Genomic DNA, 23413 nt, shown 5'->3' with positions numbered 1-23413 from the left:
ACTTGACCCGCAAGGCCAACCAAAACATCGGCAGCCTCACCCACGTCGGTCATGCAGTGGAGGCCGCGATGTGGAGGCTTGCCTATCCATGGAATCTACGATGGCCTCCGTGCTTCGCCGCTGGGGAGTGACGTGCGGCCTGTGCAGCGTGTTCGGCCTGGAGCCGGCGACGTCCGTGTTCGCGCAGACGTCGTCGCCTGATTCGATAAGTGGCACCTATTACCTTGCGGCATCCGTTAACGGACGGGACCAGCAACTGATCGTGCGCGTAGACCGTGTCGCCGGCGGCTTTTGCGTGAGTGTCGACGAGTTGCGCGAACTCGGCGTGCGAACCGAACGTCTCGTCACCAGCAACCGCAACTGCGTGGCGCTCGATGCCATTCCAGATTTGACATACCACTACGACGCGCAAGCACAGCGCATCGACTTCAAGTTGCCGGATAGTCAACTGCAACCAGAGCAACTGGGTTACCGCGCGCCACCCCCCTCACCAACCTCCGGCACAGGCCTTTTGCTGAACTATGCCGTGAACGCGCAGGGCACGCGCATCAGCTATGTCCAGCGCAATGACGCTCAACGCCTGCTCGCGCCCGCGCAGGGCGAAGGTAGTTATGGCAGTAGTCCACCTCTCAGCGAAAGCGAGGCAACGGCAGCCTATAACGCGCTAAATCGTACTTTAGCCGTGGGCACCGAACTGCGCCTGTTCTCGCCCATCGGCGATTTCGTCAACTCGGGCTACACCACTGTGGAAGGCGGCCAAAGCCGATACCTGCGCCAGGATACGTACTGGAACTATGCGTCCACGACGTCGCTCATCACCTATACCGCAGGCGATCAGGTGTCGTCGTCATTGCCATGGTCGCGATCGATACGGTTGGGTGGTTTCGGCATCGCGTACAACTTCACCGTCCGGCCAGACCTGGTGACCTTTCCCGTTCCCGCGCTCGGTGGGAGCGCGGTGGTACCGACCACCGTGGATCTGTACATCAATGGATTGCGCCAATTTTCGGGCCTGGCCAACGGCGGACCGTTCCTGATCGATACGCCACCGTCACTCACGGGCGCAGGCCACGCCACGCTGGTTTATCGCGACGCGCTGGGCCGCGAAGTGAACGTCAATCAAGCGCTTTATGTTGACCCACGACTTTTGAGTCAAGGCCTCTCGGAATGGTCGTTCGAAATGGGTTATCCGCGCATGGACTACGGCAGTCGCTCGTTCGACTACATTTCCAAGCCGGCCGCGAATGGCACGTGGCGGTACGGCGTCGACAACGCGTTCACTGCCGAAGCGCACATGGAAATGATGAGCGGATTGCACAACATCGGCGCGGGGGGGCCTTGTTGCGCTGGGGCGCTTCGGCGTGCTCAACGGTTCGTACACGGTGCATCGCGGCGACAGTTCTGGCGAGCAGGCAAGCTTTGGTTATCAATACATCTCGCCCATCGTCAGCTTCGACCTGCAAGGCATGCGGACCTATGGCGACTACCTTGATCTGGGCAGCGTTCGCGGCGTCACGTTACCCAAGCGTCAGTTGCATGCCTCCGTCAGTGTGGCATTGACGCCACGTCAAAGTGTGTCACTCACCTATGCGCGACAGGACGCCTCGATCCTGGGTGGATCGCGCATCCTGTCACTAGGCTACAACGCCAGCTTCGGCAGCCGTGTGAGCCTGTTTGCCAATGCCTTCCGCGACCGCGACCAGGCGCAGTCGCTCGGCCTGTATCTAGGCGTCATTGTGAACCTGGACCACCGCATCAGCGTCTCGCTGAGTGCAAGCCGCTATGGCGACGCAAACACGCTGGCGGCATCGGCCAGTCAATCGATCGATTACGACAAGGGCGGCTTCGGCTGGAACGTGCTCGCCGACGGTGGCAACGCAGGCTACCGCCACGACCTGGGCCGCCTGGACTACCAGGGGAGCTATGGCGACGTATCGGCGCAGGTCGAGCATTCATCCACGGCAGCGGGCAGCAGCTTCACCACGCGCTCGCTGTACGCGACGGGTTCGTTGGTATTGATGGATGGCGCGTTGTTGGCGTCGCGCCCCATCAGCGATGCCTTCGCCGTCGTGACCACAAATGGCACGCCCGACGTGCCGGTGCTGCGAGAAAATCGCGTGGTCGGCGACACGAGTAGCGGCGGGCATCTGCTTATTCCGGATCTGCTGTCGTACAACGCCAACCATTTGGCCATCGATACCCTGAACCTGCCCGTGGATGCGGAGGTGGAAACCGATCATCTGGACGTCGTTCCGCGTGGACGTTCCGGCGTATTGGCGCGCTTTCCCGTTAGTCGCTATCAGGGGGCTGTGGTGGTATTGCAGGATGAGCAAGGCCGCCCCTTGCCGGTGGGCACAGCCATCACCCTTCAAGGCGATACCGCGACTTATACGCTGGGCTACGACGGCCAGGTGTTCTTCCCACACTTGCAGCCGGGCGGCAATGTTATTTCGGCGAAGGTGGGCGACATTCTATGCATGGCGCACATCGAGTTCAGTACGAAGAACACCATGCAAACCATGGGTCCCTATACCTGCAAGCCAGGGGGCACACCATGAATGCCGGCCATGGCGACCTGTTTCGTTCCCATCGCCCTACGGTGACGCCCATGTGCAACCGCCCATTTTCTTCGACGTCCACTGAAGTCGACGATTCCGTCGATCAGGTCGGCCCGAGGCCCAACCGCGCGAAATGGGTGTGGTTGCCTATCCTGCTGGGGTTGCTGTGGCTGGTGCTGGGGAGCGGCAGCGCGGCAGCACAAAGCTGCAGCGGTACGTTAGCTAACGTCAATTTCGGTTCGGTCAGCGCGAAGGATGGCTCTACCGTTTCTGGCAGCCTCAATATCTCCTGTTCTGGATTCGCCACGCCGTACGTCCGCGCATGCGCGAATATCGGGCTACCCAGCAATTCGGGCACATGGAGCGATCGCACCTTGCCGGGTCCCTCCGGTGCGGTATTGCACTGGAGCATCTATACGGATGCCACATATACCAAACCATGGACCTCTTTTTCTGACTCCAATCCCCAGCCAAACATCGTTGATATTCCGCTGTCCTCCGGGGCCGGCTTCGCCGTGCTGCCCTACTACGCGAAGATTACGGGCAATCAGCCGGCTGCACCCGGCACCTATACGACCACGTTTGCTACTGTCGACACCTTGATTACCGTCTCCGGCTTTACGTCGAATCCACCGGCCTGCAGCACCTCGTTTACGGGATCGGGGACATTCCCGTTCGCGGTCACGGCCAAAGTCGTGTCCGACTGCCAGATATCCGCCACGACTATCGATTTCGGCCAGGTTGGCCAGATCACCGCACCGGTGACCAGCAATGGCACCATCACCGTCACCTGTCCCAGCACTACCTCATACAGCGTATCGCTCGACGCGGGGCAAGGGGCCGGCGCCAATGTCGGGGCACGCAAACTCACCCGAAACGGCGGCAGTGAAACACTGACCTACGCCTTGTATACCGATGCCGCGCGTTCGCGCCCCTGGGGCGATGGCTCGGCGGGTACGAGCACCGCGTCCGGCATCGGTACCGGCTCAGCACAGAACCTGACGATTTACGCCAGTCTGATGGCTCCGGCGTCGGTGCCGCCCGGCCTTTACAGCGACACCGTCATCGCCACCGTGACTTATTGATGGTGATCCTGCGTGGGCCAACACAAACCGAGAGGGCTTGCTGCGGGAGGCCCCAGTTGCCATGCTCGCTGCACTTTCCCGCAGCGAAGCATTCATGAGCGACATCTCGACGTCCGGCGGCTACGTCCGTCGTCTCCGCCCGTGGGATGCAGCCCTGATCGTGGTCGGTGGACTGATCGGCGGCGGCATCTTCCTGAATCCCTATATCGCCGCAGGGCGCACGGAATCCGGGTTAGCTCTGCTGCTGGTGTGGGTGGGCGCAGGCGTGCTGACCCTTATCGGCGCCCTGTGTTACGCCGAACTGGGTGCCCGTCGCCCCCATGCGGGCGGCAGCTACGTCTACCTGCGCGAGGCCTTCGGGCCGTTGGCCGGGTTCCTGTTCGGCTGGACCATGCTGCTGGTGATCTATTCGGGCTCCAGCGCGGCGGTGGCCACCATCTTCGCCAGCTATGCCGCCGCGGTATTCGGGTTGCCGACCAGCATGATCACGCCGCTGGCCGCAGGCGCCCTGGCTTTCGTGGCGCTGATCAATCTGTTCGGCCTGAAGCTCGGCGCACAAGTGCATAACCTGTTCACCGTGCTGAAGCTGCTGGCTGTCGCAGCGCTGGTGGTGTGCGGGCTATTCCTCGCCGGTGCCGGCAGTAAGGATGTACTGGCCCCGGATCCTGCATTCGCCGGCGTCGGTTTCATGGGTGCAGCCCTGCCGGTGCTGTTTGCGTATTCCGGCTTCACTTACCTCAACAATCTCGCGGGTGAAGTGGCCGAACCCCAGCGCACCCTGCCCCGGGCGCTCTTTATCGGCATGGTGCTGGTGATCACCGCATATGCGCTGGTGAACCTCGCCTACCTCGCCGTACTTGGCCATGACGGTCTCGCCGCCAGCCACACCCCGGCAGCCGACGTGATGCAGCGCGTGTTCGGCAGCATGGGCGCCAAGGTCATGGCCATCGGCATTGCGATTTCCACGCTCGGCTTCTGCAACATCACCCTGGTATCCGGTGCACGCGTGCTGCAGGTGATGGGCGACGATGGCCTGTTCTTCCGCAGCGTCGCGCGCCTGCACCCGGTGCACCGCACGCCCAACGTCGCCCTGTTGCTGCTCTCGGGCTGGGCCATTGTGCTGGTGCTATCCGGCAGCTACGGCCAACTGCTCGATTACGCCACCTTTGGCGACTGGCTCGCCTGCGCGGTGGGTGTCGCCACGCTGTTCTGGTATCGCCGGCGCGAGGGTAACCAGGCCAGTTTCCGCGTACCCGGCTACCCGGTGCTTCCGCTGATCTTCATCGGCACGGTGGGCCTGGTGGTGGTACAGAGCCTGCAGAACAGCCCCGAAAACACCGGTATCGGCCTGCTGATCATGGCCGCGGGCATCCCGGTCTACCTGGTGTGGCGACGCCTGTTCAGCCGGGCTGCCTCCTAAGGACCGCGCTGCAATGCCACAATGAGTGGATTCCGAAGGAGCTCCGAACCGATGGCGAACGCGCAAGACCAGATGCCGACACCCGGAACAAGCAACACCGTCGTGCCCGAGAAGGTGCGCGAGGGAGTCGACCTGGAGATCAATGGCAGGAGCTATCGCCACACCGGCGACGACCAGATGCCCTTGCTGTGGTATCTGCGCGATGTGCTGCGCCTCACCGGCACCAAGTACAGCGGCGAGCATGGCGAGGGTGGCTATGACCTCGTGCTGGTCGACGGCAAGCTCGCGTCAGCCACCAGCCTGCCGGTCGTCAAGTTGGCCGGCAAAAAGGTGACCACCGTCGAAGGCCTCGCCGCCGCCGACGGCAAGCTCCATCCGCTGCAGCAGGCCTTCGTCGACGAAGACGCCATCGGCTGCGGCTATTGCACACCAGGCTGGCTGATGGCTTCGCTCGATCTACTCAATCGCCATCCGCAACCGAGCGACAACGATATCGACCAGTTGCCCAATCTCTGCCGCTGCGGCTGCCAGACCCGCGTGCGTCTCGCCATCAAGCGCGCCGCCAAGGGAGCCCAGGCATGAGCGACGCCAACGAATCCAAGATGCCGCTTTCGCGCCGCCATTTCCTCAAGGTGCTCGCCGGTGCGGCCGGCGCACTGATCGTCGGCATTCCGTTTGCGGAGGCAGCCGACGCGCCGATTCCGCCATCGATGCTGGGCGATACGCTCTATGGCCTCGGCGCGTACGTCCGTATCGACGCGGACGGCAATGTGGTCATCGGTATTCGTGATCCGGACACCGGCACCGGCACCTCCACCTCGCTCGCTCGCATCATCGCCGACGAGCTGGATGCCGACTGGACGCGCGTCAGCGTGGTGCCGCTCGGCCTTGGTGTGGACGACGACAACGGCAAGCCGCGTTGGGTGTATGGCCACCAGACCAGCGGTCTGGGCGACTCCATCCCGGCCGCATGGGCCGACCTGCGCGGCGCTGGTGCGCTCGCACGCTGGCTGCTGATGCAGGCCGCCGCGCGTCGCCTTGGCGTGCCCGCCGATCGCCTGCGTTGCGAGGAAGGCAGCGTCGTCGCGCCGGACGGCCGCCGTTTTGGCTACGGCACCCTGGTCGATGCCGCGGCGAAGATCCAGCCGCCCGATTCACCCGTGCAGCCGAAGACGCCCGACCACTACACCCTGATTGGTCAGCCTGCCGGCGACATCAACGCACGCGCCATCGTCACCGGTCAGACCGCCTATGCGCTCGACACCTACGTGGCGGAAGCGCTGGTGGCCGTGCTGTCGCATTGCCCATGGCCCGATGGCAGCGTGGACAGCCTGGACACCACCGACACGCTCGCCGTGAAGGGCGTGGTCAAGGTGGTACAGATCAAGCCCGAAGCGGGCGTTCCACTCGGCCAGACCGTGCGTTCGCCCGCCGTGGCCGTGCTCGCTGAAAATACCTGGGCCGCCTTGCAGGGCCGCGCCAAGCTGAAGTTGCACTGGAAGCCCGGCGCACAAAGCGAAAACAGCGCCTGGTTCGAGCAACAGGCTGCCGACGTGGTCAACGACAAGGACGCCCAACCGGCCGCACGTGTGCGCAACGACGGCGATGTCGATAGTGCTGCGAAGAAAGCGGCGCGGCGCATCGAAGCCACCTACGTGCAGCCATGGCTCGCCCATGCCACACCTGAACCCATGAACTGCGTGGTGAAGATCGACAAGGACCGTGCTGTCCTCGTCGTGCCCACGCAGGCGCCACAGCAGGCATGGGCGGTCGTCCAGCGCCTTACGGGCCTGTCGCCCGCGCAGATCGACATCCGCGTGCCGCGTGTCGGCGGTGGCTATGGCCGCCGCCTGGACCACGACTACGTCGCCGAAGCCGTCATGCTCGCCAAGGCGGTGGAGAAGCCGGTCAAGCTGATGTGGACGCGTGACGAAGACCTGACGCAGGACTACTACCGCTCCGCCACTGTGCACAAGTTCAGCGCGGCGTTGGATGGCAAGCGCCAGATTCTCACCTGGAATCAGCGCATGGCCAGCGCCTCGGCACTGGCGCAGCGTGGCGTGCCCGACAATCGCCTGTGGACGTCTGAAGTGGACGCCCATCAGTTGCCGGCGGGGCTCGTGCCCAACCTGCGCAGCGACTGGTATTCCCTGCCTTCGGCGATGTTGCGCGGCCCCTCGCGTGGCACGTCTCACATAAGCAACGCCTTCGCCGTCGAGAGCTTTGTCGACGAGATCGCCCACTCGCTCAAGGAAGACCCGCTGGTCACCCGGCTGCGCCTGATCGGTGAGCCGCGCATGATCCCGTTGGGTGATGGGCGCACGCTCGACACTGGTCGCCTGATCAACGTGCTTAAGCTGGTGGCCGATCGCATCGAGTGGAAGAACTGGCTGCGCACGGTGAACGGTCTTGGCATCGCCTGCTGGCACGTTGACGGTGCCTACGTGGCGCATGCCGTGGAGGCATCGCTGCAAGGCGACAAGCTCAACATCGAACGCGTGGTGTGCGCGGTCGACGTCGGCCGCGTGGTCAACCCGACCGGTCTCGAAGGCCAGGTCGCTGGCGCCACGCTCGACGCATTGTCCACAGCGCTCAACCTTTCGGTGAGCTACAAGGACAGCCAGGTCCAGCAGCACAATTGGAAAGACTATCCGCTGGCGAGCATGGCACAGCTGCCCGACACCACCGACGTGATCCTCGTGCCCGGCGACCGCGCCCCGACCGGTGCGAGCTTCCTTGGCATGCCGACGGCGGCACCGGCCCTCGCCAACGCCGTGTTCCGCGTAAGTGCGGTGCGCGTGCGGCGCCTGCCGCTGCTGAAAGAAATGCTGCGCATGCTGTAACAGACGGGGCCGGCTCGGCCCCGTTTCTCTTTGGGCACTCATGCCTGGAGTGCCCTATCGTTCCTCACATGCAGACAGCTTTGTGACGAAATCGTATAGGCGTTTGATGCGGCGTCATGTCGGCGCGCTTGAGTAATTTCACCGACGCACAGATCCGCTTTCTGACTTAGGATGCCCTGACTTCGGCGCTACCCCACGGTAACGCCGTTCTCTTGACTGGGGGTGGTGATGCGTTGCGCGTTCGCGTTGGTCGTGCTGCTGTCTCTGTGCATCGCCGTGCCCGCCTTGGGGCAATCTGCGCCAGCCGCCTCCACTCCTCGTTGCATCGGCCTCGTCCTCGGCGGCGGTGGCGCACGCGGCGCGGCGCACATCGGCGTACTCGAAGTCCTCGAACGCGAACACATACCCGTTTGTCGCATCTCCGGCACAAGCATGGGATCCATCGTCGGCGGCATGTACGCGGCGGGTTACACACCGGAGGAACTGCACCAGATCGTTACCACGCTGGACTGGAGCGACCTGTTTTCGGATAACCCTGCGCGCCTGGAATTGCCCATGCGGCGCAAGGATGCCGACTATCGCTATCTGCTTAACTTCGAAGTCGGCTACAAGAATGGCCGCATCATCACGCCCGCCGGCGTGGTGCAGGGACAAAAGCTGCTACTGCTGCTGCGCCGCCTGCTGATTTCCACCTGGAACGTCCACGATTTCGACCAGCTGTCGATCCCGTTCCGGGCTGTGGCCACAGACATTGTGGCCGGGAAGCCCGTCGTGTTCGGCTCCGGCGACCTTGCGCTCTCGATTCGCTCGAGCATGTCGGTGCCCGGTGCCTTTGCGCCCACCAGCATCGATGACCAGTTACTGGTCGACGGCGGCCTGATGGACAACGTGCCCATCGACGTCGCCCGCAACATGGGTGCGCAGCAACTCATCGTCGTCAACGTCGGCTCCCCCCTCGCGACGAAGGCGGAACTGAGCAATCCAGTGGCTGTGCTCAACCAAATGGTCAGCGCACTCATGGAAGAGAAGACCCAGCGACAGCTGGATACGCTGAGCCCTGACGACATCCTGATCACCCCAGCGCTGGGCAACATGAGTGCGGCGGAATTCAACCGTGGCGCAGAAGCCATCGCTATTGGCAAGGCCGCTGCCGAGGCCGCGCTGCCACGCCTGAAAGCGTTGTCGGTCAGCCCGGAGCAATGGTCGGCATTCATCGCGCAACATCGTGTCCGCAACTTCGATCCTGGCCTGGTGGCTTTCCTCAAGGTGGATAGCACCCACACCGACACCGCTCAGTATGTCGGCGAACGTTTGGCGAAAGACGTGGACAAACCTTTCGATCCGACCAAGCTGGAAGCGCAGATCGGCAGCATCTATGGACAAGGCAATTACCAGCAGATCGACTATCGCCTTCAGGATGACAACGGCAATCGTGGCCTGCTGATCATTCCACGCGACAAGCCCTGGGGGCCTGTCTATGGAAAGCTGGGTTTCGAATTGGATGATGATTTCGCCGGGCGCAGCGAGTACCTCATTTCCGGCGAAGTCAACGCCACCAATATCAACAAACTTGGTGCCGAATGGCGCAGCACGCTATGGATGGGTCGCATCGGTGGCTTGGCCTCCGAGTTCTACCAGCCGTTCGGCCAGGGCGCATCGACGTATGTGATGCCCTACGGCCTGGTGCGCAACGAAGATTTCCCCGTCTTCACGCCGGATGGTTCCAAGCAACTGGCCGAATACCGCGTCAAACGCAATTACCTAGGTTTCGAAACGGGCTGGTCGCCACTGCCCTACTGGCGTGTACTCGCCTCGTATACGCGTGGCACTGACAAGGGCGATCTGCGCATCGGCAATCCGGAAGCTTTCTTCAGCGAACAACAGCAGTACAGCCTCGCCAAGGTCGGCATGGACTGGGATAGCCTGGACGATGCGCAGTTCCCGTCAAAGGGCGCCCGCGTCAACTTCTCCTACAACATGTACCGTCCTTGGCTGGGCGGCAACCAGACGGGCGACGTGGCGCAACTGAAGGCCGACTGGGTACCGGATTTCGGACTGGCCGAGACCCGCTACCACCTGTTGCTTGGCATGTGGGCAAGCAGCGCGCTGGACCATGACAAGCAGATGGACCAGTTCTTCGAAGCGCAGAGCTTCCTGGGTGGGTTCCTGAACCTGTCGGGCTATCCGGAGAGATCTCTGCACGGTGATCAATCCTTCCTTGGCCGCGCCGTGCTGTACCGGCGCACAGGGCAGATGGACGCGATCTTCTCAACTCCCGTCTATATCGGCGCCAGCCTGGAGGCCGGTAATACCTGGCAGAGCAAGAGTCAGGTGCGGTTTGATTCGCTGATCTACGCCGGCAGCATGTTCCTGGGTATCCAGACCCCGCTCGGTCCCTTGTTCCTGGGCTACGGCTACGCCCAGGGCGGCCACAGTTCGGTCTATCTGACGTTCGGCTCGTTGCTGCGGCCATCACCTTGAGGTGATTTCGCGGTTATCGCGAAGTCTCCACGATCGTCGCCGCACAATCCCTGTTGCCGCCCACCCGTCGGGGTGGGCCTTTCACCAGGGAGCCATCGCCATGAAAGCGTTGCGTCTGTTCGCCATCGCCGCCGGTCTTGTGCTGTGTGCCTGTTCCAGCGTCAGCATTACTAATCAGTGGCGCGACCCGGCATGGCCGGGACCGCCGGCTACCAACGTGGTGGTTGTGGGCATCTCTCGCAGTGACACGATGCGCCACGTCTTCGAAGACACCTTCTCGCAGCAATTGCAGGCGGCAGGCATACAGGCCGCACCGAGCTACACGCAGATCCCCGCTGGCACCACCGGCGCCATCGGGCTGCGTGATTTGGTCAAATCCAGCGGCGCGCAGGTTGTGCTCGTGACACGTGTGCAGCGCGTGGAGCAGAAGGTGAGCGTGACGCCCAGCGGTCCAATGTATGGCGGCTTCTATGGCTGGTATGGCGGCGCGTGGGCTTCGGTGCCCGATGTGCAGCAGTACGATGTGGTGACGCTGGAAACCAGCGTGTGGGATCCACGTTCCGAGAAGCTCATCTGGACCGTGACCACGCAGGGCATTGGCACCAAGAACATCCCAAAGGCCACGACTGAATTGGCACAGACGCTGATTCCGAAACTCAAGACTGACGGCATCCTGCGCTAGGCACAGGATGCCGCCCAGGGGTTCCGGCTTAGCGCCGGAACCCTCCTCCATGGAAACCGCCGCCGAAGTGGCCTCCGCCGAAGGATGGGCGGAAGCCACCCATCTGGCCGTGGAAACGATTGTCGTAGTTGCCTCGGTCGAACTGCTGATGCTGTGAGCGATCGAACGATTGACCATCCCCGCCCCGATCGCGCGCCATCCGGTCTTGCTCAGTATTGACGCTATCCGGCGTGGCGACGTGATCGAAGTTGCCGCCTTGGCCTGCCTTCTGCCAGCCCTGGCCCGGATCGTATCGGTAGACGTTGCCGTCGTGTCCCGCATAGACATGATCGTCCGTGTTGACCACGCCCCCGTGGTTCACTTGCCCCGTCTCACGGTTGTAGTTCGCATAACCCGCGCCACGTGCATCACCGCCGGCGCCCTGGGTGTTGAACGCACCCGCCGCACCCGCACCCTCATTGGTGCGACCCGCCACACCACCGGCTTGCGTGACACGACCAGTGTTCGTATTCACGGCCGTGTGCTGTCCGCCCGCTACTGCATTGCCCGTGTATGTATTCACCGCAGCGCCGCCCTGCCCGGCCACGACACGGCCGGTCTGCGGGTTGTAGCGAACGCCACCCGCCTGCCCCGTTGTGATACCCGTGTAAGCGTTGGTGTTGCGCCCCGCATAACCGTAACCATGACCGCCCGTTGCAGTGTTGTAGTAGCCGCCGCGCCCGGCTTCGCCATAGTTGCCCGTCCACGGGTTGGACCATGCCGCGCCGCGCCCCGCGACTACGCTGTTGCCCCAGCGGCCGTACACGTTCGCCGCTGAGATGGCGCCGCCCCAGTAGCCGGGATAGAAACCGCCGTCCCAATTGCCCCACGGTCCCCACCACGGACCATACCAAGCCGATGCCCACGCCGCGCCCCAGGCATAACCGAACGCCCAGCCAGCCCACGGCGTCCAACCGAAGGACACGTCGAATCCGTAGGTGGCCGGACAGCCGTACCACACGTCACCCACCCAGGAGTTGCATCCGTAACCCGTGCCGTAGACGACCACGCCGTCGCTGCTCACCGTGCCGTAGTAGCCCGGTGAGTCAGCCCACGTAGACCTGATCGTCAGCGTGGCCGTAGACGTACACATAGGTGACGTAGTGCAGGGGCGAATTTGGCGGAATGGAATAAATCACCGATGGCACATCCAACGCCACCGACCACGGCCCGTTCGCCGTTGCCGCGGTGAACCACACACCGTTCTGCACGGCGTAATACGCATCCGGGCTGACGCGTATCACTGGCACCGGTGTATTCCATGCATACGACAGCGAGGTGCCGTCGATCGGCTTGAATTGCGGCGGGCCGTCATACGACAGATGCAACTGCGTGGAGCGCGTGTTCACCGTCGCCGTCTGGGGAATGCTGTTGGCGATCAGCGACTCGCGCGCCTCGGGCGTTCCCGGCACGGATGCGAGCACCGCACTCTTGGGACTGTCGGTCGGAATCTTGGCGAAATCCGCAGGCAGCTCCTTGCCTGCCACGTAACGCCAGGGGCCATTGGTCGAATTGGCGGTGAACCAGCGACCCGAGATCAGCACGTACCAGGTGGAGTCCTGGGTCTGGTCGACAAAGACATCCTCCGACGTATTCGTGACATATGCGAGCTGCGTGCCTGGGATGGTCTCGAACTGCGGATCACCGTCCACCATGATCAGCTCGGACGGCTGCGTGCGCACCACGATGTCCGGCAACTGGCCCGAAGCAAGCGCCTGCTTGAGCGCATCGGACGGGTTGTCCAGCGTATCGACCTGCTTGGCCTTCTCGGCGGCTTCGGCGGCCTGTAGCACCGACGAAGGAGGTGCTTTCATCGGCGTCCACGGGCCATCCAGCGCCGCTGACCTCATCCAATGGCTGGCGAACAAAAAGTAGTAATGGCCATTGTCCTGCAACAGCAGGGAGCGGGTGTTGACGATGCGGGTCACGCCGCCCTTACCGGTGGGACGCGTTACCGGCGTGCCGTCGATGAGCACCAGCAAGGCGGGCTTGAAGGAAAAGATGATCTGCGGTGGATCGTTGCTCACGGCGACGTTCTTCACCTCGCCTTGCGCACGACTGATCGCCAGCGATGCCTCCATGGTGTCCAGGTCGGCCACCTGATTGCCGCGACGGGAGATGTTCTGAAGCAACGATTGATAGCGCGCCTGCTGGTCCGTCGCGGTGGGGAACGACACCTTGTCGATGGTGACGTTCGACAGCGTCACCTGACGCAGCGTCTTGTCGACTACGGTGCGCGCAGTGAACCATGCCACGCCGTAGTCCAGCACATCATGCGACTTGCCGTCCGCACCCACCTGCGTACCGGTTTTCACCGAAACGGCGAGACGCCCCTTGAGCTGGTTGCCATTCCAACTTTCGAGCTGCGGATGATGGAGCACAAGATGCGTGCCATCGATGTCGAAACTGTGCGGCCATGCACGGGAGTCGCCCGTGGCCTGCGACGAGGAGGATGTGGCGGGGGTGTTCTGCTGGGCTTGGCCGGGGTCGTTCATGACCAGACCAAGCACGAGCACCAGACAGGACCAGCGTACTGCTTGCATAAATACCTCGAAGGGGGAGTGCTTTTGTCATCGCTGCGCGGCGCCATGTGAGCATGCGGTGCGATACGGAGGCTCGATAGCGAAAATCTTCGAGCAACGCTTAGGTAGATCTACCTAACACCGCTCATATCCGCGTGCCACGCGAAAGGCACGCATGCCATCGCGCGTGTTCGTGGCGCGCCTATTCGTCCTTGCTGATGGTCAGCTCACCCACGGTGATGCCCATTTCCAAGCCGTGCCCGACGCCGGCAATGGCCAGCGACACCACTCCCTTGGTAAGCACCTGCGCATCACCACTCTTGAAGACCGAATGCGCATTGACGTCGGCGTAGGTTCCGGGCACTTCGTTGATCGAATGCAGGGCGGTGAATTCGCCATTGCCGTCATCGACCCGCGAGCTGCCCACCGAAAGTCCGCCGCCACGGGCCTCCAACTTCACTCTCATCGACTGCCCGTTGTTGCACGTAACCATGCCCTTGCCACTCACGTGCTTGTAGATCAACGACCAACTGCTCAGGTCGAAACGGAGCTTGCAGCTCAGTTCATCGCTGGCATGCGCGACGGTGCTCGCAGACGTCAGACTGGCTAGCAGCAGAAGGGCGATCAGATGGTTCTTCACTAGGTGGGCTCTCGAACAAATAAGCCCAAAGCCTGATCATTGACGACAGGGGCCGCCAGCGAACTTCTACCGCGGCGACTGCCGACGAACTACGTAAGACAACAGCGCATGTCGATGGCGTCAGTGAAACTGGTCGCTCGCCGGAACCCACGTCGTACTGCTGCGCGCAGGCCCGGTGGGAATCGTGATGGTATCCGCCGGACAACCCGGCGGTAGCGGACCGCCTGCAACACGTGCTGCCGCACACTGAGCCGCATTGTCTAGTTTCACTGTCGCCATCGTAGGTGCAGCACTGACAGACGCAGGCGGAACCAGCGGATTGGTCGGCGCGAGTTTCATCTTGTCGTAGACGACATCGTCCACCGGCTGCGGCGGTGCATCCCCGTTGCCGCAACCAAACAGCGCCATGGGGAACAACGGCATTACCACGCACTCCACGCGCACGCCGCGTGGCAGGTGGAAGGTGTGCCGCATCGTGGTCTTCTCGACAGCATGACGAAGCGCCGTGTCGATGGAGCTCTCGCCTTCGGGCGTCCAGTCCTTTTCGAAGCGGGTCGATTGGTAGCCGATGTTGGGCGTGCCGTGCGACATGACCTCGGTATTGCCGTGCGGCTTGAGCTGCACGTAGGTACCCAACGCGCCCTCTTGCTCGCCCTGCCCTTTGCCACCTTGTCCGTTGCCATTCCCATTGCCCGGCGGCAGCGAAAGATTGAGGCCCTTGCCGCCCGCAATGCCGGGCGACTGGCTCACGCCGTTGGGCTGCCCTGGCGTGCCGCTGCGGCTGCCTTGCGGCGTTGCGTTCGGCGCGCTGCTTTCACCGCTTCCACTGGACGTTGGACTGGACTCATTACTTGCCGTGTTCGCCTGCGCGCTCGATGCGCTCTGGGACGATGCCTGCGCGCTCGATGCGGACGCTGCGCTCTGTGTTAGCGTCGACTCCGCCGGCGTCTCCGACAACTGCGGTCGCTCGATGGACGGCTTGTTGTCCAAGGCAACGGCCTTGGGCGCAACGACATCCAGATGTGGGGCTTGTGGATGCTCGACGGTCGGCTGAGGATTGGGCGGCAACGGCACCGCTTCCAACTGAGGCTCTTCCGCCACGCGGATGGCAGGCGACTCAATGGTCGGCTGCTCTTTCGGCACCACCGGTGCAATCGGGGTCGGCTGCGGCTGCAGATTCACGGTCGGTGCGGCCTGTGCTGGCAGGGGCACGGCCTGCAGTTCGGGCTCAGCGGGCGAGGCAGGTGCTTCCGGGCGTGACACCGGCGCGATGCTCGGACGCGCTTCCGTCGGCACGGCCTTTTCCATCGCGATAGTCGGCGGTGTCACGACGGGGGCCGACTGCGCAGGCACCTCCGGAATGGCCAGCGACGCCGGTGGCGGCATGGGTTGGTTGCCCTCTGCCTGGGGCTTGCGCACCGGCTCGGGCTGGAACGTCGGCGGCACCGGCTTTTCGATGGCGGGCGTTTCCATAGCCACCTGCGGCGGCTCCGGCGCAACGGGCACGGGTTGCAACTGTTCGGCCGGCGCAGGCTTGGGCACGGTCACCGGCGGCAGCGGCGCGGCGGTGATCTCCGGCTTCGGTGCCGTCGCCTTGGGCATATCGGTCACCACCGGCGTCTGCATCGCAGGCACGGGGACGGGCGACAAGTCGTTGCTGGTGCGCGTGGAGGACCGGCTCTGGCGTGCCGTGTGCGGCACATTGCTCGCATTGCCCTTGTGCACCGGCCCCACCTGCTTCGGCGGCGTACCGCGCACGGGCGGCGGCGGAGGCGGTTCCTCCTTGGGCTTTTCGATGAGGCGCACGACCAGCGGCGGCGATTCGTCGTTGACCTCTTCCATCTCGTAGGCCGAACCAAGGACGGCGCCAAACAGAAACACGAGGTGCACCAGCAGCGCGCTGGCCAGCGCCAGAATGCGCAACCACCGATCGCGGGGACGCTCAGCACGACGCCGACGATAGACGGCCGCACTCTCCGCCGCCGACCTGGGCGATGGTAATGACACGGTCAGGCGGCCTGCGGATTCCCTCTCCATGGCGGAAGTGTAACGGGCGACACCGCCATTCTGAGAAGTCCGGTTTAGTGACTCTCCTGATTTGCCGGATGCGCCGCGCGCTCCTGCATTTCCGCATCGACCGAACGCGTCGGCGTATCGACGGGGCAGCCATAGGGCAAAGGCTTTTCGGCGCGATAGATGGCAATGCACTCCTCCACGCTCGGCACCTTGGGCGCAGGCGAACCCGGCGCCAGCTGATTGGCGGGCGCCATGCTCATACGTATATCGCCGTCATTGGGCGGCGGTGGTGCCGGTGGATCGCCGCCACAGCCACCGGAAAGCGCGGCGAAGGAGATCGAGCAGTGGATGCGCACACCGGGCGCGACGTGGAAGGTGTGCTTTACGGTGGTGTCATCCTTGGCCCGCTTGAGCGCATCCTGGACGACGTTGCCGCTGGTCTTCTCCCAATCCTTGTCGAACCGCGTGGCCTTGTACGGCACCGACGTGGAGTGCTGCATGATCGTCGAATCACCCTGCGGCATCTTCTGCACGTAGCCCGCTTCCGGAACGGATGGTGCGGTGCTCGCCGCGGCAGGCAATGCGGCCTGCCCGTTCGGGTTGTAAAGAGTGGGCTGCGGCGCGGGCGGGCTGGACGTCGCAGGCGCGGGTGGTTCGGGCGGCAGGCTCACCGTCATAGCGTTCTTCGCCGGCGGCTCATGTATCACCGGCCGGTTGACCGGGCGCGGTGGCGGTGCAGGTTCCGGTGGTGGCGGCGGCACCAACTCCGCCGGCGCAGGCGGGCCGGAAGGGGTTACCGCACGCGGTATCAGACGCACCTGCAGTGCGCCCGCACGCTCATAGCGGGCGATTTCAGACGCCTTCCTCACCTGCATTTCATGCCAGGTAAACCATCCGAACAGCACATGCAACGCCAGCACGATGCCCAAAGCCAGCCAGCGACGCCCACGGTTAGGTGGGGCTTTTCGCCAGCGCAACTGATGCAGCAACGCGCGCGTGGGTCCATCGAGTGGCGCCAGCCCACGCGACGTGGTGTCCGGTGGCGTCCAGCGATGGTGTTCGACCTGCTCGGTGTGCTCGATGGGGGGGATTCTCTTCTCAACTCGGGGGTATGCGCAGGTCGGATGCGACCCACCATGCGGGGTGGAGACCTCTGCAGACAAGCGCCAGCCTTAAGGGTTCCCCTTCCACCGCACTGCAACTTGACCCAGGCGGCCGATCGCGAAAATCTACACAAACGGCCACCCCGGCCGTACCCGCCATGACCGCCCCCGCGTCCTGCACGCCTGGACGACCATGACGGCCCGCCATCGTCAGCCGCTTGCGCGGCTTCGTGCGGCGCCGCAGGTCACGTCGGCACGATTCCGCGCCCAGCCATGGGAGGGTCGCATCGTGTCGTACACCACGGAAAACATCCGCAACATCGCGCTCGCCGGACATGCCGGCGTCGGTAAGACCACGCTGTTCGAAGCACTGCTGCACACGGGCGGCGTCATCCAGAACCAAGGTTCGGTAGAGCGCGGCTCCACGCAGTCCGACACTGACGAGCAGGAGAAGGCCCGCCGCCATTCGATCGACACGGCCATCGCCGGCATTCCGTTCGACAAGAGCCACATCAACCTGATCGACACCGCGGGCTACGCAGATTTCCGCGGCCCCACGCTGTCCGCCTTCGCCGCCGTGGAAACCGTGGCCATCGTGATCAACGCCGCTAACGGCATTGAGTACGGCACGCGCCGCATGATGGAGCGCGCAGCCGAACGCAAGCTGGCGCGTGTGCTGGTGATCAACAAGATCGACACCGAAGGTGCACGGCTAGCCGGGCTGGTCGACGCGCTGCGCGAGGAATTCGGCACGCAGTGCTTGCCGGTGAATCTGCCTGCCGATGGCGGAAAGCAGGTGCTCGACTGTTTCTTCCATAGCGAAGGCGCCACTGACATCTCATCGCTGACCGAAGCGCACCAGCGCATTCTCGACCAGGTGGTAGAGATCAACGAAACCGTGATGGGCCACTACCTCGACTCGGGCGAAGGGGAACTGAGCCCGCAGGAATTGCACGACGCCTTCGAGCAATGCCTGCGCGAAGGTCACCTCGTGCCCATCTGTTTCGTGAGCGCCCGCACCGGTGCGGGCATAAAGGAATTCCTGGAACTAGCGGACCGTCTGCTGCCCAATCCAGCCGAAGGCAACCCGCCGCCGTTTCTCAATGGCGATGGCGAAGAGATCACCGTCAACGCCGATCCGTCGCAACACGTCATCGCGGACGTATTCAAGATCGTCAACGACCCATTCGTGGGCAAGCTCGGCGTGTTCCGCGTATGGCAAGGCACCGTGCGACGCGACACGCAGTTGTTCATCGACGACACCAAGAAGCCGTTCAAGGTGGGGCATCTGTTCCGATTGCGCGGCAAGACGCATGAGGAAATCGATCAAGCCATTCCCGGCGACATCGCCGCGGTGGCGAAAGTGGAGGAGATCCATTTCGACGCCGTGCTGCACGATTCACACGACGAGGATCGAATTCACCTGGCGCCCGTGCGCTTCCCGCAACCCATGTTTGGCTTGGCGCTGGAACCCAAGCACAAGGGGCAGGAACAGAAGCTCTCGCAGGCCATCGGTCGGTTGGCAGAGGAAGACCCCTGCTTTCGCCTGGAGCACCACAAGGAACTCAACGAAACCGTGGTGCGCGGCCTGTCCGACCTGCACCTGAAGATCATGCTCGAACGCATGAAGGACCGTTACAGCGTCGAAGTGACCACGCATCCGCCGCGCATCGCCTATCGAGAAACCGTTGCGGGGCGTGCGGAAGGCCATCACCGCCACAAGAAGCAGACGGGCGGTGCTGGGCAGTTCGGCGAGGTCTTCTTGCGCGTGGAGCCGCTGGATCGCGGCGCGGGTTTCGAATTCGTCGATGCGGTGAAGGGTGGCGTCATTCCCGGCCAGTTCTTGCCGGCCATCGAGAAGGGTGTCCGGCAGGCCTTGGAAGCGGGCGCGGTTGCGGGCTATCCGATTCAGGACGTACGCGTCACTGTCTACGACGGCAAGTACCACCCGGTCGACTCCAAGGAAGTCGCCTTTATCAGCGCAGGCAAGAAGGCTTTTCTCGACGCCGTAGGCAAGGCCAGGCCGGTCGTGCTGGAGCCTATCGTTGATGTGGAGGTGGCCATACCCGAGGCCAACGTGGGCGATGTGACCGGTGGGCTGGCAGGCAAGCGCGCACGCATCATGGGCACCGACTCCCTGCGTGGCGGCGAAATCGTCATCAAGGCGCAGGCGCCACTGGCGGAGCTGACCGACTATCCCACTGAGCTCAAGGCAATGACCGGAGGGCGCGGCCGCTACAGTCTGGACTTGAGCCACTACGAGCCCGTGCCTGCGCCGGTGCAGAAGCAGCTTAGCGAAGCATGGAAGCCTCACGTTGACGACGACTGATCCGGTTCGTCCATCGCCTGAACGGGTGCGACCGGCGTCGCGCCCGTGCGCCTGCACTTGAGGCGCGGCAGACACGCCGCCATGTATTTCCGCGTAGACGCGCCGAAACGACGGCGCGCTGGAGGCATGCGATGAGCCGCTCCTTCGTGAAGGATGCGGACGAATCCGTCGGCGAACGGCTGCCGGATATCCCGCTGAGCGAACACCCCAACTACGTGACGCCACGCGGCATCGTGCAGCTGCGTGAGCGACTCGTGGCGCTACGAGAGCGACGCGACGCGTTGCGCACGGCAACGGACACGCTGCTGCAGCAACGCGAACTGGCCGAGGTAGAACGTGAGCTCAAATGGATCAACGCACGCGTGGGCAGCGCCATCGAGGTGGACCCGGCTCAGCAATCGCGTGAACGTGTCGCCTTCGGCGCGCTGGTGACCGTCGACAGCAACGAGGGACAAGCCCGCTACCGCATCGTCGGCGAAGACGAAGCCGACGTGGAACACGGGCGAGTCAGCTATGTCTCGCCTGTGGCCAAGGCTCTGCTCGGCGCGCGCGTGGGCGACGAGGTGGTTTGGCAAAGGCCAGCAGGGGATCTCAATGTCGAGGTGGTCGGGATCGATTATCCCGACGATGCCTGACGTACACGGCGATGCGCCGTGGAGCGTCTGTAGGAGCGCAGGCGTGCGCTCCTACAGGGCGACGATGACACGCCTCAGCGCTTCGCCTTCAACAACGTGCCTGTGCAGTTCTTCGACCCGCACAGGCACTTCCACAGCTTTTTCAGGCGCGCGGTGTGCGGCATGTCCAGCGTGATGCCGTAGTCGTAGGTCAGCTCTTCGCCGGGCTTGATGTTGCGGATGGCTTCGATCAGCACGCGATCTTTGCGCGGATTGCCATTGGCGCTTTCTTCGATCACCGCCTGGCAGTTCGGATCGCAGCTGTGGTTGATCCAGCGCGCCGTGTTGCCCTTGCGGTTGGCGTCGATCAAGTACTCGTCGTTGAGCGTGAACAGAAACGTATGCCCCGTCTCGCCGCCATCGCCATACATGACGTCCGCTTCGTCATGGGTCGTCAGCGTGCCCTTGTACTCGATGATTTCCTCACCCTTCTTGATCGGGGTAACGGCGAACACGCCATTGCCATGGATGGGGGAACGGCGGGCAACGATACGTCGGGTCATGAGCAGCATGCTGTAGGGAACGAGCCCGCGATGATGCCTGCTGCGCTGCGCAATGGGAACCTCCTGCCCAAACAGAACTCTGTCACGCAGGCGTGATCGCATACACGTTGAGATCTCGGTGTCGGCATCTGCCCCGTGGACAGACGCTGGCGTCCTCCTGCTAATATTCAAACAATCGTTTGAGGTGCATCCATGAAACGACTGCTCGGTGGTTTGGCGCTACTCGTGCTGGTGGCGGGCCTGGTGGCCTGCGGGCCGCCGAAGAAGAGCGTGTTCCCGCCAACCGTCAGCATCCAGGAAATGACCACCCGGCCCGACGGCCAGTGGCGCATGACCTTGCGCATTCAGAACAACAGCTACGGCTCGATGGATTTCCACTCCATCGACGGCCAGCTGAAGGTCGGGGACAGCGTGCCGGTGCGCCTGCACACCCGCTTCGACCTCGATATCCCGGCCTTTGCGGCTGACGTGACCCAGATCGACATCCTGCCCACCCCCGACATGACGGCAGCGATCAAGGCGGCTGCCGTGAAAGGCAGCGCAGGCAGCGTGCCCTACAGCGTGATCGGCAGCGCAAACGCCAAGCCCGAGCAGGAAAAGGAAGTCCGCGATTTCAGTTTCCACGGCAATGACTGGCTGTCGCCGGTGCCGGGAATTCCCAATACCTGGCGCTGACCCCAGCGCCTGCATGACCCACGAAGGAACTTCGCCATGACGATCTACAAGGCTCCCCTCGACGACCAGCGTTTTGCCCTCTTCGACGTGCTGGGCGCAGAAGCCGTGCTCACCAAGCTGCAGGGTGGCGATGGCCACACTCGTGACCTGCTGGACGCCGTGCTGGAGGAAGCCGGTCGCCTGAGCGAAGCAGTGCTGGCACCGTTCAACGCCAGCGGCGACGAGGAAGGCTGCCATTTCGACAAGGACACCCACGCGGTGACTACGCCGAAGGGTTTCAAGGAAGCCTTCAAGGCGTTTGCGGAAGGCGGCTGGACCGGCCTGACCCAGCCTGAGCACTTCGGCGGCCAGGCGCTGCCGAACCTGATGGGTACGGCGACCACCGAGATTTTCCAGTCCGGCAACCTGTCGTGGAGCCTGTACCCGCTGCTGTCCGAAGGCGCTTGCCACGCGATGGAGCTGCACGGCACCGAGGAGCAGCAGAACACCTACCTCAAGCCGATCGTCGAAGGCCGCTGGACGGGCACCATGTGCCTGACCGAGCCGCAGGCCGGCTCGGACCTCGGCCTGCTGAAGACCCGCGCCGAACCCGGTGAGAATGGCAGCTACAAGATCACCGGCACCAAGATCTTCATCAGCGCCGGCGAGCATGACCTGGCCGAAAACATCATCCATCTCGTGCTGGCTCGCCTGCCCGATGCGCCGGCCGGTAGCCGTGGCATCTCCATGTTCATCGTGCCGAAGTTCAAGGTGAACGCCGACGGCTCGCTGGGCGCGCGCAACGCGGTCGCGGCCGGCGCCATCGAGCACAAGATGGGCCTGAAGGGCTCGGCTACCTGCGTGATGAACTTCGACGCCGCCGAGGGCTACCTGATCGGCGCGCCGCACAAGGGCCTGGCCGCCATGTTCACCATGATGAATGCCGCGCGCCTGGGCGTGGGCGTGCAGGGTCTGGCGCTGTCCGAGCGCGCGCTGCAGAACAGCCTGAACTATGCGCGCGAGCGCCTGCAGGGTCGTTCGCTGTCGGGCCCGAAATTCCCGGAGAAGCCAGCCGACAATCTGCTGGTGCAGCCGGACGTGCGCCGCATGCTGCTCACTCAGCGCGCCTTTGTCGAAGGCTCGCGCACGCTGCTGTTCTACACCGCGCTGCAGACCGACGTGGAAGCGCGCGGTGCCGATGAAGCAGCCCGCAAGCAGGCCAGCGATCTGGTCGCGTTCCTGATCCCGATCGCCAAGGGCGTGGTCACCGAACTGGCGCAGGAATGCACCAAGGAAGCGCTGCAGGTGTACGGCGGCCACGGCTACATCGGTGAGAACGGCGTGGAACAGTTCGTGCGCGACGCCCGCATCATCACGCTGTACGAAGGCACCACCGGCATCCAGGCCGCCGATCTGCTGGGCCGCAAGATCCTCCAGTTGCAGGGCGTTGGCTTCAAGGTGTTTCTGCAGGAAATCCAGGCCTTCTGCCAGCAGCACGCGCAGGACGCTGCCATGGCCAGCCTGATCGCTCCGCTCGCCAAGCAGACCAAGGAATGGGCGGACCTCACCCTGGCCCTGGCCCAGCGCGTACTGGCCAACCCGGAAGAGCTGGGCGCCGCCGCGATGGACTACCTGTACTACTCCGGTTACGTCACCCTCGCCTACATGTGGGCCCGCAACGTGGCCGCGCTGGCCAACAGCAGCCAGCAGGAAGCGTTCAAGCAGGCCAAGCGCGACACGGCAAAGTTCTACTTCGCCCGCATCCTGCCGCGCAGCCTGACCCACAAGGCCGCCATTGAGGCCGGCGTGGATACCCTCCCCGCCATTGCGTGATGTGATGCACCGAAAAGGCCCCTCCTGACGG

At 63.6% G+C, this 23413-nt stretch carries 18 protein-coding genes; 12 read left to right on the top strand and 6 right to left on the bottom strand.

From position 1 onward, the window contains the following. Window positions 1-100 precede the first annotated feature (100 nt). The 8 genes from DYST_RS19810 to DYST_RS19775 all read left to right on the top strand — a co-directional run bounded on the left by DYST_RS19810 (window position 101) and on the right by DYST_RS19775 (window position 11069). Entirely contained in the window at window positions 101-1492 is a 1392-nt protein-coding gene (locus DYST_RS19810) for a FimD/PapC N-terminal domain-containing protein (protein WP_239947770.1), read from the top strand. Continuing rightward, window positions 1467-2558, top strand: a complete 1092-nt coding sequence (locus DYST_RS19805) for a fimbria/pilus outer membrane usher protein (RefSeq protein WP_239952161.1) — start codon at window positions 1467-1469, stop codon at window positions 2556-2558. The genes DYST_RS19810 and DYST_RS19805 overlap by 26 nt, the downstream gene beginning before the upstream one ends. Next, window positions 2555-3643, top strand: coding sequence for a Csu type fimbrial protein (locus DYST_RS19800; RefSeq protein ID WP_239947769.1), 1089 nt, complete (start codon window positions 2555-2557; stop codon window positions 3641-3643). Before DYST_RS19805 ends, DYST_RS19800 begins: the two co-directional genes overlap by 4 nt. Before the next feature lie 94 nt (window positions 3644-3737). Beyond that, window positions 3738-5063 (top strand): APC family permease, encoded by a 1326-nt coding sequence (locus tag DYST_RS19795; protein WP_239947767.1) that lies wholly within the window; start codon window positions 3738-3740, stop codon window positions 5061-5063. 51 nt (window positions 5064-5114) lie between these two features. Continuing rightward, complete coding sequence (locus DYST_RS19790) at window positions 5115-5645, top strand: (2Fe-2S)-binding protein (protein ID WP_239947765.1); 531 nt, start codon at window positions 5115-5117, stop codon at window positions 5643-5645. Beyond that, window positions 5642-7906 (top strand): xanthine dehydrogenase family protein molybdopterin-binding subunit, encoded by a 2265-nt coding sequence (locus tag DYST_RS19785; protein ID WP_239947763.1) that lies wholly within the window; start codon window positions 5642-5644, stop codon window positions 7904-7906. Before DYST_RS19790 ends, DYST_RS19785 begins: the two co-directional genes overlap by 4 nt. Before the next feature lie 228 nt (window positions 7907-8134). Continuing rightward, window positions 8135-10387 carry a patatin-like phospholipase family protein gene (locus tag DYST_RS19780; protein ID WP_239947762.1) on the top strand — a complete coding sequence of 751 codons (2253 nt, stop codon included), beginning with the start codon at window positions 8135-8137 and terminating at the stop codon, window positions 10385-10387. Window positions 10388-10487: 100 nt separating this feature from the next. Next, a complete protein-coding gene (locus DYST_RS19775) occupies window positions 10488-11069 on the top strand; it encodes a hypothetical protein (RefSeq protein WP_239947761.1) in 582 nt (193 codons plus the stop codon). 28 nt (window positions 11070-11097) lie between these two features. Here the strand turns inward: DYST_RS19775 and DYST_RS19770 are convergent, their stop codons facing one another. From DYST_RS19770 to DYST_RS24095, 5 genes are all read right to left on the bottom strand, one after another. Next, window positions 11098-12201 (bottom strand): hypothetical protein, encoded by a 1104-nt coding sequence (locus DYST_RS19770; RefSeq protein WP_239947760.1) that lies wholly within the window; start codon window positions 12199-12201, stop codon window positions 11098-11100. After that, a complete protein-coding gene (locus DYST_RS19765; protein WP_239947759.1) occupies window positions 12155-13651 on the bottom strand; it encodes a hypothetical protein in 1497 nt (498 codons plus the stop codon). Before DYST_RS19765 ends, DYST_RS19770 begins: the two co-directional genes overlap by 47 nt. Before the next feature lie 181 nt (window positions 13652-13832). Then, the gene (locus DYST_RS19760) at window positions 13833-14270 is read right to left on the bottom strand and encodes a hypothetical protein (protein WP_239947758.1); all 438 of its coding nucleotides are present in this window, start codon (window positions 14268-14270) and stop codon (window positions 13833-13835) included. Between the two features lie 120 nt (window positions 14271-14390). Further along, window positions 14391-16193, bottom strand: a complete 1803-nt coding sequence (locus DYST_RS19755; protein WP_239947757.1) for a hypothetical protein — start codon at window positions 16191-16193, stop codon at window positions 14391-14393. 158 nt (window positions 16194-16351) lie between these two features. Then, the gene (locus DYST_RS24095) at window positions 16352-17449 is read right to left on the bottom strand and encodes a hypothetical protein (RefSeq protein WP_275666877.1); all 1098 of its coding nucleotides are present in this window, start codon (window positions 17447-17449) and stop codon (window positions 16352-16354) included. A gap of 229 nt (window positions 17450-17678) precedes the next feature. Here DYST_RS24095 and fusA point away from each other — a divergent pair, with 229 nt between their 5' ends. Further along, window positions 17679-19718, top strand: coding sequence for an elongation factor G (gene fusA / locus DYST_RS19740; protein WP_239952160.1), 2040 nt, complete (start codon window positions 17679-17681; stop codon window positions 19716-19718). A gap of 131 nt (window positions 19719-19849) precedes the next feature. Next, a complete protein-coding gene (locus tag DYST_RS19735; protein WP_102300815.1) occupies window positions 19850-20353 on the top strand; it encodes a GreA/GreB family elongation factor in 504 nt (167 codons plus the stop codon). Window positions 20354-20427: 74 nt separating this feature from the next. Here the strand turns inward: DYST_RS19735 and DYST_RS19730 are convergent, their stop codons facing one another. Continuing rightward, window positions 20428-20895 carry an SET domain-containing protein gene (locus DYST_RS19730; RefSeq protein WP_102301084.1) on the bottom strand — a complete coding sequence of 156 codons (468 nt, stop codon included), beginning with the start codon at window positions 20893-20895 and terminating at the stop codon, window positions 20428-20430. Window positions 20896-21087: 192 nt separating this feature from the next. Here DYST_RS19730 and DYST_RS19725 point away from each other — a divergent pair, with 192 nt between their 5' ends. Beyond that, a complete protein-coding gene (locus tag DYST_RS19725; RefSeq protein ID WP_102300816.1) occupies window positions 21088-21570 on the top strand; it encodes a hypothetical protein in 483 nt (160 codons plus the stop codon). Between the two features lie 36 nt (window positions 21571-21606). Next, window positions 21607-23382, top strand: coding sequence for an acyl-CoA dehydrogenase C-terminal domain-containing protein (locus DYST_RS19720; protein WP_239947753.1), 1776 nt, complete (start codon window positions 21607-21609; stop codon window positions 23380-23382). Window positions 23383-23413: the final 31 nt, after the last annotated feature.

The sequence above is a fragment of the Dyella terrae genome, assembly GCF_022394535.1.
GTDB lineage: Bacteria > Pseudomonadota > Gammaproteobacteria > Xanthomonadales > Rhodanobacteraceae > Dyella.
The sequence above is the reverse complement of the archived record's forward strand: the minus strand, read 5'-3'. Positions and strand labels throughout refer to the sequence as shown.